This window comes from Streptomyces sp. NPDC087859, assembly GCF_044742595.1.
GTDB classification, from domain to species: Bacteria; Actinomycetota; Actinomycetes; order Streptomycetales; family Streptomycetaceae; genus Streptomyces; species Streptomyces canus_F.
Window position 1 is genome coordinate 215,676 of record NZ_JBIUUU010000013.1, and the last position, 14,110, is coordinate 229,785.

Annotated in this window: 15 protein-coding genes; 9 read left to right on the plus strand and 6 right to left on the minus strand. The window is 69.9% G+C overall.

The genetic code is table 11. The features are described from left to right. Positions 1-45: 45 nt before the first annotated feature. Positions 46-2,595: a discoidin domain-containing protein gene (locus tag ACIOHP_RS31360; protein ID WP_401892766.1), complete on the minus strand. Its 2,550-nt coding sequence runs from the start codon at positions 2,593-2,595 to the stop codon at positions 46-48. A gap of 271 nt (positions 2,596-2,866) precedes the next feature. On the opposite strand from ACIOHP_RS31360, the gene ACIOHP_RS31365 reads away from it, so the two are divergent. Both ACIOHP_RS31365 and ACIOHP_RS31370 read left to right on the plus strand, forming a co-directional pair. Continuing rightward, positions 2,867-3,943 carry a dihydrodipicolinate reductase gene (locus tag ACIOHP_RS31365; protein WP_401892768.1) on the plus strand — a complete coding sequence of 359 codons (1,077 nt, stop codon included), beginning with the start codon at positions 2,867-2,869 and terminating at the stop codon, positions 3,941-3,943. Between the two features lie 2 nt (positions 3,944-3,945). Continuing rightward, entirely contained in the window at positions 3,946-4,434 is a 489-nt protein-coding gene (locus ACIOHP_RS31370) for a carboxymuconolactone decarboxylase family protein (protein ID WP_361558528.1), read from the plus strand. Between the two features lie 37 nt (positions 4,435-4,471). On the opposite strand, the gene ACIOHP_RS31375 is transcribed toward ACIOHP_RS31370, so the two are convergent. After that, positions 4,472-4,879: a RidA family protein gene (locus tag ACIOHP_RS31375; RefSeq protein WP_401892771.1), complete on the minus strand. Its 408-nt coding sequence runs from the start codon at positions 4,877-4,879 to the stop codon at positions 4,472-4,474. 135 nt (positions 4,880-5,014) lie between these two features. On the opposite strand from ACIOHP_RS31375, the gene ACIOHP_RS31380 reads away from it, so the two are divergent. From ACIOHP_RS31380 to ACIOHP_RS31390, 3 genes are all read left to right on the plus strand, one after another. Then, entirely contained in the window at positions 5,015-5,395 is a 381-nt protein-coding gene (locus ACIOHP_RS31380) for a helix-turn-helix domain-containing protein (protein ID WP_266883743.1), read from the plus strand. A gap of 82 nt (positions 5,396-5,477) precedes the next feature. After that, complete coding sequence (locus ACIOHP_RS31385) at positions 5,478-6,476, plus strand: RNA polymerase subunit sigma-70 (RefSeq protein WP_401892774.1); 999 nt, start codon at positions 5,478-5,480, stop codon at positions 6,474-6,476. Between the two features lie 301 nt (positions 6,477-6,777). Next, positions 6,778-7,233: a DUF6069 family protein gene (locus ACIOHP_RS31390; protein WP_401892777.1), complete on the plus strand. Its 456-nt coding sequence runs from the start codon at positions 6,778-6,780 to the stop codon at positions 7,231-7,233. 87 nt (positions 7,234-7,320) lie between these two features. Here ACIOHP_RS31390 and ACIOHP_RS31395 read toward each other — a convergent pair whose 3' ends face one another. After that, positions 7,321-7,776, minus strand: coding sequence for a hypothetical protein (locus ACIOHP_RS31395; protein WP_401892779.1), 456 nt, complete (start codon positions 7,774-7,776; stop codon positions 7,321-7,323). A gap of 167 nt (positions 7,777-7,943) precedes the next feature. Next, a complete protein-coding gene (locus ACIOHP_RS31400; protein ID WP_401892782.1) occupies positions 7,944-8,732 on the minus strand; it encodes a heparin lyase I family protein in 789 nt (262 codons plus the stop codon). Positions 8,733-9,098: 366 nt separating this feature from the next. Here ACIOHP_RS31400 and ACIOHP_RS31405 point away from each other — a divergent pair, with 366 nt between their 5' ends. After that, positions 9,099-10,199, plus strand: coding sequence for a hypothetical protein (locus ACIOHP_RS31405; protein WP_401892784.1), 1,101 nt, complete (start codon positions 9,099-9,101; stop codon positions 10,197-10,199). 50 nt (positions 10,200-10,249) lie between these two features. Continuing rightward, positions 10,250-10,603 (plus strand): VOC family protein, encoded by a 354-nt coding sequence (locus ACIOHP_RS31410; RefSeq protein WP_361558507.1) that lies wholly within the window; start codon positions 10,250-10,252, stop codon positions 10,601-10,603. A gap of 18 nt (positions 10,604-10,621) precedes the next feature. On the opposite strand, the gene ACIOHP_RS31415 is transcribed toward ACIOHP_RS31410, so the two are convergent. After that, entirely contained in the window at positions 10,622-11,407 is a 786-nt protein-coding gene (locus ACIOHP_RS31415; protein ID WP_401892786.1) for a helix-turn-helix domain-containing protein, read from the minus strand. Between the two features lie 70 nt (positions 11,408-11,477). On the opposite strand from ACIOHP_RS31415, the gene ACIOHP_RS31420 reads away from it, so the two are divergent. Further along, positions 11,478-12,296, plus strand: a complete 819-nt coding sequence (locus ACIOHP_RS31420) for a phytanoyl-CoA dioxygenase family protein (RefSeq protein ID WP_401892789.1) — start codon at positions 11,478-11,480, stop codon at positions 12,294-12,296. Beyond that, complete coding sequence (locus ACIOHP_RS31425) at positions 12,293-12,604, plus strand: hypothetical protein (protein ID WP_361558498.1); 312 nt, start codon at positions 12,293-12,295, stop codon at positions 12,602-12,604. Before ACIOHP_RS31420 ends, ACIOHP_RS31425 begins: the two co-directional genes overlap by 4 nt. A gap of 23 nt (positions 12,605-12,627) precedes the next feature. Here the strand turns inward: ACIOHP_RS31425 and denD are convergent, their stop codons facing one another. Beyond that, positions 12,628-13,638 carry a D-erythronate dehydrogenase gene (denD, locus tag ACIOHP_RS31430; RefSeq protein WP_401892791.1) on the minus strand — a complete coding sequence of 337 codons (1,011 nt, stop codon included), beginning with the start codon at positions 13,636-13,638 and terminating at the stop codon, positions 12,628-12,630. Between the last annotated feature and the right edge of the window lie 472 nt (positions 13,639-14,110).

The window sequence follows — 14,110 nt, forward strand, 5'->3', positions numbered from 1 at the left end:
TGCACTCCCGAAGGCGCACCGGCCGACAGCAGGCGACGACGTGGATCACGGGAACGAGGTCACCTTCGACGGCACGGTGTCGGTCCCCGAGGTCGGGGCGCCGGTGTCGTTGATGACATGGGCGTACTGGCCCTTGCCTCCCAGGGAGATCACCTGGAGGTTGTGCATCTTGATGCCGGCCTTGACCGGGACCTGGAAGCCGTGGCGCTGCACGATCGAGGGATCGGAGGTGTAGTTGCAGTAGCTGCCCAGACCCCAGGCCTCGTGCACGGCCACCGTGTCGGCGACCTTGTAGGCCGCCCACCCGACGATGCCGTCGTGCGTGATGGCGGCGGCGTTCGGGGCGTCGTACGCCTTCTCGTTCTGGAAGAAGATCGTGCGCCCCCGCTCACCGCTCCACACGACGTCGTACTTGTTGAAGTGCTCCACGAACAGGCCGGTGGCCAGGACGTCGTCGCCGTTGACGCGCAGTCCGTAGTCAGCGCGGTTGGTCTCCCAGCCGACGCCTTCGCCGTGGTCGGCGCGCCAGATCCAGGTGTGGTCGATGACGACGTCGTCGCTGTTGACCACGACGGAATCGGTGGCCAGGCCGGGGCCGGCGCCGCCGATGCGGATGAACACGTCCTGCATGGTCGTCGGGTTGGCGGAGTGGTCCGCGCCCGCTCCGGCGGGGCCGATCTGGAGCAGGGTGTCGGAGCGGGCGGCGCCGGCGTCGATGAGGAAGCCGGCCAGCCGTACGCCGTCGACGTCCGCGACGTGCAGGGCGTCGACTCCCCCGTCGGGCACGATCGTCGCCAGGCCGAGACCGAGCACCACGGTGTCGGCGCGGGTGACGTTGATCGTCTGGTCGAGGTGGTAGACGCCCGGCGTGAACAGCAGATTCAGGCCCTGGGCCAGTGCGGTGTTGATGGTGGCGGCCGTCGCGCCGGGCTTGACGACGTAGAACTGGCTGAGCGGCAGCGAGGTCCCGGCGTTGGCGGGCCAGGACACACCGCGGGCGTTGGTGCGCTTGGCGGGGACGAAGACCTTGTAGTCGTTGCCGTCGAGGTACAGGAACGGCTTCTCGCGGGAGATCGGGGTGGTGTCCAGCGTGGTGTACGGCCCGGTGTCGAAGTTGCTCGCCGGGGCGCCCTGGACGCCGGTGAACGTCATGTTCCACACGCCGTTGGTCCAGCCGCCCACGGAGCTGTCCCGGGTGTACCACTGCTGCTGCGAGTACGGGCCGACCGTGCCGTCGATCTTGGAGTCGGCGATGTAGCCGCCGGAGGCCCATCCGTAGCCGTTGGGGGCGAGGTTGAGGCCGCCCTTGACGTGGATGCGGCGGAACGGCGCGGCCTGGGCGACGGCCCAGCGGTCGGTGCCGTTGGACGGTGTGATCGCGAGGTTCTCCGCCGAACGCCAGAAGTTCTGGGTGGCGTTGCCGTTGAACCAGCCCGCGTCCACGGTGATGTCGCCGTTGATCTGGGTGTCGTCGGGGTTGATTCCGAGGCCGGAGACGGAGGTGTAGAAGCCGAGCTGGGCGTTGATGCCGTTGTAGGTTCCCGGCTTGAGCAGGAACTGGTAGCGCCCGGCGCCGAACTGGGCGGACTCCTGCTGGGCGAAGACCTGGTCGAACTTCTGCTGGAGGTTCGGTGTGGAGGGGTCGACGACGATCACGTTCGGGCCGAGGTCACCGCCGCCCTGGACCGGGCCTCCGGTGCCGCCGGACGTCGTATGGACGGCGACCCCCCACAGCGAGTATCCGTAGACCGTCCCGCGAGCCGTCCCCAGGACACGGACGTAACGGCCCGTGCCGCTCACGTCGTAGGAGGCGCGGCCGCCGGTGGCACCGGTGACGCTCTTGAGGGTGTTCCAGTTCTGGCCGTCGGCGGAGGCCTGGAGCTGGAAGTCCTTGCCGTACGCGGCTTCCCAGTTCAGGTCGATCTTGCAGATGTCCTGGGAGGAGCCCAGGTCGACGCGCAGCCACTGCGGGTCCGAGGCCTGGCTGGACCAGCGGGTGGAGTCGTTGCCGTCGACCGCGGCGGACGCGGGGGTGCCGGCGTTTTCCGTCGAGGACGCCGAAACGGTCCTGCCCTGCGCCGAGTCGGCGGTCGAGCAGGTGCCGGGCTGCGATGTCCCGGTGGTGCCGAACACCTGGAACTCCCAGAGGGAGTAGCCCCATTGCGTCGCCCGGTGGACGCCCTGCAGACGTACGTACCGGCCCTGGCCGGAGACGGCGAGCGTGTCGGTGCCGCCGTCCGAGCCGGTGACCGTGCGCAGGTCGGTCCATGTGCTGCCGTCGGACGAGGACTGGATCTTGTAGTCCTTGCCGTAGGCCGTCTCCCAGTTGACGACGACCTGGCTGATCGTGGCGCCGGTTCCGAGGTCGACCTGGATCCACTGGTCGTCGGTGGCGGCCGAGGACCACCGGGTGCCGGTGTCGCCGTCGACCGCGTAGGCCGCGGGGGTGCCCGCGTTCTCGTTGGAGGACGCCGTCGCCGTTCGGCCCTGGGACAGGTTGGCGTCGGCGGCCGCGGCCACCGGTGGCTGGATGGTGGGCAGGGTGATCAGCGCTGCCGTGGCGGCGAGCGCGACACCCAAGGATCTGAGTCTCATGGAGGTCCCTGCGGGTGCGTCGGGAAAGGACATGAGGGCACGCCGACGACGGACGTGGCCGCATGCCAAGGCCACTGCCGCGACGCTTAGTTCACGTCTTGATTTAACTGATGAGTTACAACTCTCGGCAAGCCTTCGAAAGTTGAAATCTTTCCGGGCCCATCTCTGCCGTATCCCTTGACAGGTTGATGGCACACCGGCATCGACTCCGGCACCGGATTCCTCGCGCACGGCTATGGGAAGTTTTGGGGTGCCTCGTTACCCTCCGCCCATGATTCCCACCGTGGTCTGGGGCACGGGCAACGTCGGACGCGCCGCCGTTCGGGCCGTCGCGGCGCACCCGGAGCTCAGCCTTGTGGCCGTGCTGGTGTCCAACCCCGCCAAGGTCGGCAAGGACGCGGGCGAGCTCAGCGGACTCGGCCGGCGCCTCGGGGTGACGGCAACGGACGACGTGGCCGCGGCACTCTCCCAGGCCCCCCGCGCCGTGGTGTACGCGGCCTCCGGTGACGTGCGCCCCGACGGTGCGATCGAGGACATCAGCCGTGCGCTGCGCGCCGGCGCGGTGGTGGTCACGCCGTCCCTGTACGGCATGTACGACTGCACGCACGCGCCTGCCGAGATCCGCGACGTGCTGCTGGAGTCCATCGAGGCCGGGGGCGGCTCGCTGTTCGTGTCCGGGGTGGACCCGGGGTGGGCCAACGACGTGCTCCCGCTGCTGGTGAGCGGGCTGGGGTCCGCCATCGACACCGTCCGCTGCCAAGAGATCTTCGACTACTCGACCTACGACCAGGAGGAAGCCGTCCGCGACCTGATCGGTATGGGGCATCCCCTGGACTACCAGCCGCTGATGCTCGCCGAGGGCATTCCGACGATGATCTGGGGCGGACAGCTGCGTATGACGGCCCGGGCCCTGGGCGCCGAACTGGACGGCATCGAGGAGACCTTGGAACGCCGCCCCCTCGACACGTCCGTCGTCACCGACGCGATGGGCGAGTTCTCGGCCGGCACCCAGGGAGCGGTACGTCTCGAGGTGCGGGGCATGGTGGCGGGCGAACCCCGCATTGTCATCGAACACGTCACCCGCATCCATGCCACCTGCGCCCCGGACTGGCCGACGCCACCCGGCGGCGGGGCGGGCGCGCACCGCGTGATCATCGAAGGCCGCCCCCGGATAGAGGTCACGGTCGAAGCCACGGACGAGGGAGACAACAGAGCCGCCGGCGGCAACGCGACGGCTGCCGGCCGTCTGGTGAACGCCATCGACTGGCTCGTCGAGGCCGGACCCGGTCTCTTCGACGCCCTCGACGTCCCGCTGCGCCCCGCAGTGGGCAGACTGGGAAAGAAGTGATCATGCAGATCGACATCCCCCCGGGCGCCGACCCCATCCTGCATGTCTGGGGCGACCTGGTGCCCGGGATCGGCCCGGCGGCCAGCGCGTTCTCCTTGGCCGTCTACGAGTACACGACCCTCGGACTGCGCGAGTTCGAGGCCGCCCGCCTGCGTGTCGCCCAGATCAACGGATGCCTGTTCTGCCTGGACTGGCGCACCGAACGCGGCGGGGAGAAGGTCGAGGAGGACTTCCTCGACGCGGTCACGCAGTGGCGCACCACGGGCGCCTTCGACGAACGGACCCGGCTCGCCGCCGAGTACGCCGAGCGCTACGCCCTCGACCACCACGGGCTCGACGGGGACTTCTGGGCACGGTTCACGGCCCACTACAGCCAGGCGGAGATCGTGGAGCTGAGCATGTGCATCGGCTCATGGCTGGCCTTCGGCCGTCTCAATCACGTACTGGGTCTCGACACAGCCTGCACACTGCCGTCGGTGAAGCATCCCTGACACCTGTGGCCTCAGCTCTGGCAGCGATCACCGGCACTCAGTCCAGGACAGCGGTGGCTTCGATCTCGACCAGATGTTCGGGGACGTCCAGGGCCGCAACGCCGATCAGTGTGGCCGGCGGCACCGGAGTGAGTCCCAGCTTCGCGGTCGCCCGGGAGATGCCCTCCAGGAGGAGGGGCATCTTATCGGCGGTCCAGTCGACGGCATAGACGGTCAGTTTCGCCACGTCGTCGAAGGAGCCGCCGGCCTCGGCCAGTGCGGTGGCGACGTTGAGGTAGGACTGCTCAACCTGCGCGGCGAGGTCCCCCTCGCCGACCGTGACGCCTTCTGCGTCCCAGGAAACCTGCCCTGCGACAAAGACCAGCCTCGTGCCGGACGCGATCGCCACCTGCCGGTAGACATCGATCTTCGGCAGGCCCTCGGGGTTCCTCAGCGTGATGGTCATGGTGTCCGTCTCCTTGTCCGGGCTCCTGTGAGCCCGTGTCCGTCAGACCGATGCGGTCTCTTGTGGTTACTGAGGAACCGTAGGAGAGTGAGCGATGACATGGAAGAACGCACTTTTCAGTGACTGGGGAACCTCATGGTGACCAAGCAGCTCAGCGGCTCGACCGATGACGCCAATCTGCGTCTCGCCGACTCCCTGGCGCGGGAGATCTTCTCCGACGTCGCCAACAAGTGGGCACTCCTGATCATCGAAGCGCTGGGGGAAGGCACCCTGCGCTTCAGCGAGCTGCGCGGCCGGGTCGAAGGCATCAGCCACAAGATGCTCACCCAGAACCTGCGCATGCTGGAGCGCAACGGCCTGGCCGAGCGAACCGTCCACCCGACCGTCCCGCCCCGTGTCGAGTACACCCTCACCGAAGCGGGCCACGGACTGCGGGCGACCGTCGACGGCATGTGCGAGTGGACCTACCGCTACTTCCGCCACATCGAGTCCGCCCGGCAGCGCTTCGAAAGCTGAGGGCCGGTACCCCGGTGATGAGTTTTCGCGACCGCACCCGTCACACCTACGTCGGGACATGACGAGGCGGAAGGATGACGTGATGAGTGCGGACACGCGGCTGGAGGAGCCGGGCGGGAGCGGGCTGGGCGAGGTCGACGAGCCGGCGTTCTCGGGGCTGGCGGAGCGGCACCGGCGGGAGCTGCACGTGCACTGCTACCGGATACTCGGGTCGTTCGAGGACGCCGAGGACACCGTGCAGGAGACGTTCCTGCGTGCCTGGCGGCGGCGGGAGACCTTCGAGGGGCGGTCGACGTTCCGGGCCTGGTTGTACCGGATCGCCACCAACGCCTGCCTGGACCTGCTCGCCAAGCGCCGCCCGGAGCCCGCGACCGGCGGCGAGGTGCTGTGGCTGCAGCCCTACCCGGACCGGCTGCTCGACGAGCTGTCGGCGGGCGACATCGACGAGCCGGAGAGCCTCGCCGTCGCGCGGGAGACGATCGAGCTGGCGTACCTGGTCGCGGTCCAGCACCTCGCCCCGCGCCCACGGGCCGTGCTGATCCTGCGGGATGTGCTCGGCTGGCCCGCGAAGGACGTGGCGGAGGCCCTCGGGGACTCCGTCAACTCCGTGAACAGCGCGCTGCAGCGAGCCCGCGCCGGCATGCGGGAACACCTGCCCGCCGAGCGGCAGGACTGGACCGGCGGCGAACAGGACGCCGCTACGCGCGAGCTGGTGCGCCGCTTCACCGACGCCAGCGTGGCCACGGACATCCCGGCGCTGGCCGCACTGCTGCGGGACGACGTCCGCTGCTCGATGCCGCCCACGCCGGGCCTGTATGTCGGCCGCGACGCGGTGGTGAACGACTGGGTCGAGGACGGCTTCGAGGGCATGACGGGCCTGCGCGGCATCCTCACCTCCGTGAACCGGCAGCCCGCCGTCGCCTTCTACCTCTGGCAGGAGCGGGAGGGCGCGTACCTGCCGCTGACGCTCGACGTCCTGCGCGTCACCGGCGGGGAGATCACCGAGATCGTCACGTTCCACGACGACCGGTTCCCGCGGCTCGGGCTGCCGGAGCGCCTGCCTGCGGACGGTACGGAGTAGTCCCGGTGCGGACGCTCACGCTGCGCGGTGGCGCGCGTGTCGTGGCTGTCGCGGCGCAGTGGTACGACGCGTTCGGCGTCGTCACCCGCGGGCGGGTGCAGCTGGAGCTGCGCGACGGCGAGCCCGGGCCGGTCCTGGGACGCGACGCCGGATTCTGGCTCCGCGGCACCGGCGTCCGCGCCCTGCGGAACCCCGGCCGTCGCACGCGGCCAGGGTGCGCGTCCTCACCCCGGGGCCAGGACCGTCGCATGCCGGTCAACACGCCCGTACGCCGACTGACGAACGCTGGAGGAGGAGCGGCATGGACAGCATGGATGACACCGGGGTCGTCGCAGGCCCGGCGGCGGGCCCCACCCACCGCACCCACCGATTCGCCAGGCTCGCGGGCACCGGCCTCCTTGCCACGCTCGCGGCGATGGCGGCCACCACCCTGGGCGCGGCGCTTGCCCGGGCCGTCGGCGTCGACTTCGAGGTCCCCGAGGGCGGCGAGAGCATCCCGCTGCCCGGGTTCGCCATGGTGACCGGCCTCTTCTCGGTCGTGGGCATCGTCATCGCCGCCGCTCTTCTGCGCTGGAGCGCTCGCCCCGCCGAGCGATTCGTGTGGACGGCAGTGTCACTGACCGCGCTCTCGTGGGTCCCGCCTCTCCTCTGCGGGGCCGACACCGCCACCATCACCGCCCTCGTCGGGCTCCACCTGGTACCGGCCACGGTGATGATCCCCGCCCTGGCGAGGAGCCTCCGCCCCCGGACCGGTTGACGGTCCCGTCATCCCCAACGGCGTGGCGTGCGAGCGTTCCCCGACCGCGACCGCGCCCTCGACCGACCGAGCCCGCTGACGCGGCAGTCACTCCTGGCGTGAAATGCCAGATTCTCCAGCGGGCCCGGACAGCAATGCGGCAAGGCGGGTGGCGGTCTTCTCTCCCGCTCGCTGCTTGACCAAGCCCTCTTTGGCAGCCGCGCGAAGCCTCACCGCCGAGCTGTCCTCCGCGCCCCTTGTCACCCATACGGTGACCACCACGGGATTCAGGCCGCCAAGACCACCACCGACGACGACACGCAGCATCTCCTGGTCCCCGCCGTCCTCGACGCGCAGCGACACCACCGGCCGGCCTCCCCCTCCGAGCACCCCCACGACGCGGTCCACGGCATCGCTGAACGGCAACGGGATGACAAGGTCGATCTCGTGGACGTTCTTCCCCATCAGCTTGGCCACAAGCCCGGTCAGGCGACCGCTGCCCCCGACCGCGGCACCCAGTGCGGCAACTTCGTCCGCCAGAATCTGGTCCTCACCCTGGTCCACACGCCCCGCCCTTCCCCTGCCGCACCTGTCCACGGAATCAGCCACGCGCCGTTGAGCGGGAGCACGCTTCCAGGCTCAGGAGCAGGGTAGTTCACCCGCTGCACATGCTCCGCGGGCCATGCCGGGGTAGGCACCGGCCCGCGGGTCGTCGCGAAGTGGCGGTCCCGTCAGACGAGTTGATAGCCGCGCATGTTGCTGAGCAACAGGTAGCAGTTCTGGAGCGAGCCCGACGTGTCGCCCAGCGAGCGATAGATGCCCCATTTCGGGCGGACACGGTCGGCGAGGAAGGTGTCGATACCGGTGCGGGACTTGTCGATGACCGTGGTCGAGCCGTTCTTGAGGATCCAGCGCAGGGAACCCGCCGAGCCGTTGCCGACCTTGATCTGGAAGTCGACGTCGATCCACCTGTCGTGCAGCGGCTCCAGTTCGGTGCGGCCGATGAGGATGTCGTCGGTGAACTGCTTCAACTCGATGGTCTGGACGCCGTTCACGCGGCGCAGCGACTGAACGACGACGGGCGAGGAGCCGGTGCCTGGCTGCTTCATCTGCATGATGTGGGTGAAGCTGGTGGTCGCCTTCAGGGAACTCGGTATGTACATCGAGTAGGTGACCCGCCAGGTCTGGCCCTCGGTCCACTTGAGGTAGTTGCCGCCGCTGCCGTTGCGCAGGCCGGTGACCTCGTGACGCTGGCGGTCGGTGGAGGTGTCCCGGTCGACGGTGTGCATGTTGAAGCGCCAGTTGTTGCCCGTGGCGTAGATGTGCGGCGCGGCGGACGTGTGCGAGTCGGCGCGGTCGTCCTCGATGGTCTCGAAGGCGCCGAGTCCGTCGCCGCTCGCCGACGGGGACCACTTCAGCTGCCAGGAGGCGGCGTGCGCGGTGGAGGGGGGCAGGCCGACCGTTGCGGCGGCCGCACCGCCGAGCGCGGCGCCGAGAAGGTTTCTGCGCGTGGTGCTCATGACCGTTCACCTCGTCGTGAGTGGGGGGTGGATGTGCGCGGGCCGTGACGGGGTCGCGAGCAGTGGCCAGTTCATGGATCTGACCAATGTTCACTCACGCATCTGTCGGCGGAGTACAGAGTGGCGTCCCGTCAATGCCGGGTCAATGGTCCAGACCGATAAGGCCGAGCCCTCAGGAAGGATTCCGGCCAGAGCGCGACCGGCCAGGACGTGCCGGCGAACGAGCGTGCGCAGAAGGCGAGCCCAGTTCGGTTGTCGCGACGCTTCAGGTGACCTCGCGGATCCATCGCCGCGGTGGCCGCCGACTCGTGCCAGGATGCGGCAATGGTGTGGCTGAAAAGACGTGGTACATGGACGCTCAGGCTTGTGACCGCGGTGAGTGCGGTGGTCGCGGTGGCCGCCTGCGGTGCGGCCGGTGTGGACGACGGGGACTCCGGGGGCCGTGAGGCGAAGTACAAGCGCGTCATCAAGGACCCTCACCCGCAGCCTGCCGACGTCATCGAGGCGGCCGGCGCGCCCACCGGCGTGGCCCGCGCGGACGACGGTTCGCTGCTCCTGTCGTACGACGTGCTCAACGTCGAGGACGATGAGGGGCCGGCCGCCTTCGCCTGGCGCATCGTCGGACCTGACGGCCGTACGGTCGCTGAGCACGCGGAGCACGGAAACGCGGAGGCGACGCGGACCGCGTTCAAGGGAGTGAGCGGGGGCTTCGTGCGAGTGCCGCCCGGCGAGGGGGCGGACGGAGCGTACTTGCTCGACGTACGCGGCAAGCGGCACAAGGTCGCCACCACCGACACGCCGATGCGCACCCGCGCCGGCGACATCCTGCTCGCCGAGCTGGAGCCGACCCTCGTCTACCGCCCGGCCACGCGCACCGTGGCGCCCCCGGCCGGGGTGCCGGACGACGCCGTCCTTCTCGCCCTCGACGAGCGGGGCACGGTCTGGAGCCTGGAACAGTTCCTGACCGATGAGCCCAACCGTGTCGTATGGCAGCGCGACGGTCGCACCCTCGGCTCCAGGGCTGTCCCGAAGGGGTCGTCCGACGCGGGAGGCATCCTCGTCGCAGCGGGTGGCACCGCAGCGCTGTCCCTCACCCGGAGCGAGGACGTGCGTGGCCTGCTGGTGACGACGGACGACGGCGGACACTGGCAGAGGGTCCTCGACGGTGGCATCCCCTGGAGGACCCTGAAGGGCGGCCCGGTGTCGCTGATCCTGGAACTGCTCACGGACGGGCGGCTGCTCGTCGGCGAGGAAGGCGGCCGCTACTGGCTCGCCGACGACCGCGCCAACCGCGCCTTCCACGAGGTCAAGACACCGGCACGATTCACGTCGTTCGCCGTCGACGGCACGACGCTCTACGGCATGGCGGACGCGACGACGTCGACGTACGGCCTGGTCAAGGGCGAAGGGCTGTGGATCTCGCACGACGGCGGGCGCGAGTGGCAGCAGTACAAGCAGCGCCGATAGGAGCACCGCGGTGCCGGTCCTCGCAAGAGCCGTCCTGGCAAGATGGCGGCATGGAACGTGTGCTTGGTATCGGTGGCTACTTCATGCGAGCGGCTGACCCTGCGGCCCTGAGTGCGTGGTACCGCGATTGTCTGGGCCTGGACGCCGATGAGCACGGTATGTGGCGTCAGGATGCAGGGGTGACGGTGTTCGCCACGTTCGAGTCCGGGACCGAGTACTTCGGGTCCCGGACGCAGCGAACCATGCTCAACTTCCGGGTCCGCGACCTGGATGCGATGCTCGCGCAGTTGCGCGCCAAGGGAGCCGATGTGGCCGAAGAGACCCAGGACATGGAAGGTGTCGGTCTATTCGGTTGGGTGACCGATCCCGAGGGCAATCGGGTCGAGCTGTGGCAGCCCGCCTGACCTCGTCGTCATGCGGGCTCACCCACTCGCCGCCTGCCGTACCGCCCGCGGTGAGGCGCCCAGTTCCTTGCGGCAGGTCTTGTTGAACGCCTGGAGGTCGGAGATGCCGACCGCGGCCGCGATCGCCGGGATGGCCAGGGTCGAGGCGATCAGGAGGTGCCGGGCGCGCTCCATGCGCCGGTGTCTGATGTAGCCCACGACGGTGGACCCGGTGTCCTCGCGGAACAGCCGGGTGAGGTGGGTGTGGGAGACGCCTGCCGCGCGGGCGATGGCGGGGATGTTCAGAGGACCGGCCAGGTGTTCCTCGATGTGGGCCATGGCCGTGCGCAGGGCGGGATGCCGGGGGCCTGGGCTGTTGTCCGCGGAGCCGGTCAGGGTGGTCGTGCGCCACAGCACGGTCCACAGCTCCGCGGAGGCGCGCGACGGGGACTGTGTGCTCGCCGCGACCGTCTGCCTCAGCAGCCCGCCCAGCGCGGCCGCCTCCGCGCCGGCGTCCTGCATCGCCGGGAGGCGGCGCCGCTCGCCGTCGCCGGGCAGCCGGAAGTGGGCGTAGAGGTGCTCGCAGCGCGGGGCGTCGTAGTGGAAGTGGACCTCTGTGTCGGGTGGCACCAGGCTTACGTGGCCAGGCCGGATCGGGTGCGAGACGCCGCCGAACTCCAGCGTGCCGGAGTAGCTGTACAGATGGAGCTGCCACAGTCTGGGCAGCCGGAAGACCTCGTGCGGGCCGGCCGACCCGTGCACGCCCACGCCCGCGTTCGCCACGTGGGGCGGCTGATCGAGGGCGAGTTCCACCTGTTGCCGCATGGTGGAAAATTACCAGTGCTCGCTGATTACAGCCCACGACATGGGCGGCGGTCACTTTTACGGTCGTCGTATGTCAACCACACGACAGCTGTTGAACTCCGTCGAGGTGGCGCGGTTCGTGGCTCACGGTTTCCTGCGCCTGGACGGCATCGTCCCCCGGGAGATGAACGAGGAGGCGCTCGGCGTCTTCGCCACCGGGCTGCCCCCCGTGCCGTACGGCACTCCCGTACCGAAGGCGTTCCCCGAGGGTTCCTTCACCCGCCGGCTCGTCGAACTCCCCGCTGTAGCGGGCGCGTTGGAGAGCCTGGCGGGATCGGACCCGAGCGTCGACCATCACTTCGTGCACACCCGCGAACCGCACGAGGGCAGCGCGCAGCCGCTGCACGCCGACGCCCTCATCGATGTGCGGCCCGACGCGTTCGACGTGCAGCTCATGTACTACCCGCAGGAGGTCACCGCGGACATGGGCGGGACGCTCGTCGTACCGGGCAGCCATCTGCGTCGTACCAACGAGTCCGACACCGGCCGTTACCAGAACCTGCTCGGCCAGACCCGGCTGACCTGTTCGGCCGGCACCGTCATGCTGGTGCACCACGGCATCTGGCACGGCGGACGTCGCAACGACAGCGACACCGTCCGCCACATGTACAAGATCCGCTTCAACCCGACCGTGCCACAGGTCCGGTTGTGGGACGTCTCGGATCTGGGCTCCCCCGCCGTGTCCTCCGAACTGGGGCGCACCTTCCCCTGGTACGAACCGGCCACCGGCCGACTGGAGATCCACAACCGGATCCAGCTGTGGCGCATCCTGACCGGCGACCCGAGCTTCGACATCGACCACTGGGCCACCCGTATCGCCAACCGGCCCGCCCTGAGGAGCCAGGCATGACCATCGCCCACAGCGAGACGAACGGGACCGCCGCACGCACCACGCGTCAGCAGGTGCTCGTCCTGTACCTGGCCACCTCCGCCCTCGACTCGAACGTGGTCGGCTGGGCCCGCTACGACGGCACCGGCGCCACGTCTCCCACCACCGGTGACAGCGACGAACCCCCGTACCGCACAGGCGTCGCCGCCCTGCGGGACGGCTGGCGGCTCTTCCAGGCTGCCCAGCTCATCCCTCCGTACCCGGGGGCGGAGCACGAGACGTCCTTCCTCAAGCACGAGTTCTTCTTCGAGAAGCTCGTCGACCTGTGAGATGACGATCGGGCGGGTTCGCCTCAGTGATCCACTACCGTCCCGGGATGTTCGGCGAGGTACTCCCGCACCACCGATGCGAAGCTCGCGTCGGGCAGCAGGCCCAGGTCCGCCGCGCGGCGGTTGTCGAAGACCGCGGGCCAGGAACCGACGACGGCCTCCACGGCCGGATCAGGTGCGAGGGTCACCAGATCGGCGGCCGGAGCGCCCGCCACTCTCCGCAGTGTGGCGAGCATGTCGGCCACCGAGACGGTCAGGCCGGGCACGTTGACCGGCGTCGCCCCCTCCACTTGTCCCGGCCCGCTGCCGCGCCCGGCCTCTGCGATGCGGAGGACGGCCTCGATCGTGCTCCGCGGCGAGGCCAGGGCCACCGTCGACTCGGGGGCGACGGGGCAGACGGCCGGCCGTCCGGCGAGCGGCTCACGGATGATGGCGGAGACGAAACCGGAGGCGGCCGCGTTCGGCTTGCCCGGCCGGACCGCGACGGTCATCAGCCGGGCCACGCGCCCGTCGACGAAGCCGCGGCGGGTCATGTCCGCGATGAGATGCTCGCACATCAACTTCTGTGTGCCGTAGCTCGATTGTGGTGCCGGCAGGGTCGTCTCGCTGACCTTCGGCGGGAAACCTCCCGTCGGCAGAGGGCCGTAGACGGCGAGGCTGCTGGCGAACAGCACCCGCGCCACCGGGCCGCCGCTCGCCGACTGCTCCCGCGCGGCCTGCAGCAGCGCGCGGGTGGCGTCCACGTTGACGCGCATCCCGAGGTCGAAGTCGGCTTCGCACTCGGCGGACACCGCCGCCGCGAGGTGGAACACCATGTCCACCGGCTCCGCGAACACCTCGCCGAGGTGGTCGACCAGGTCGCCGTCGACCGTCCGCACCAGCGGGTCCGTGGCCGATGGACCATCCGGCCAGGCAACACGATCGACCAGCACCAGCCGGGTGACCGGCGCCGCGGCAAACGACCGCGTCCGTAGCAGTTCCCTCACCAGCAGGCGTCCCAGGAACCCGGACGCCCCCGTCACGACGACCCTCACCCGCCACTCCCCCTCACCAGACGACCGGCACGTCTCACGATGGCGCACCGGGCCGCTTCGCGACACCACACCCCGTCTGCTTTCGCGCACGGACATCTGGTCGGCCGGCGGTCGATGAGCGGACACCACACGCCCCCGCAGCGAACCGACGCGGCCGTACACAGCCCGACCACGGCTGCGGCAATCCGCCCGACACTTCGCCGGCGCGCCACGGACGCCGGCCATGCCCCCCTTGCAACCGGCCCCGCCTTCATGGCCCCGTTGCCGCGGTCATCGAGCCGGAAGCACTACGCCGGTGGCCCCGCCCCTCCGGAAAGGGGTAGCCCAGCGGGCCGCTCCGATGGGCCGCTGACGTGCCACGTCGTAGTGCGTCCCAGCGACCCGCTCGGCGCCGAACGGGTGGACTTGCGGGGAGGGCGGCCACGCGCGGGACCGGCTCCTGGGCCGCGGATGGTGACGTGGCTGCCCCGAC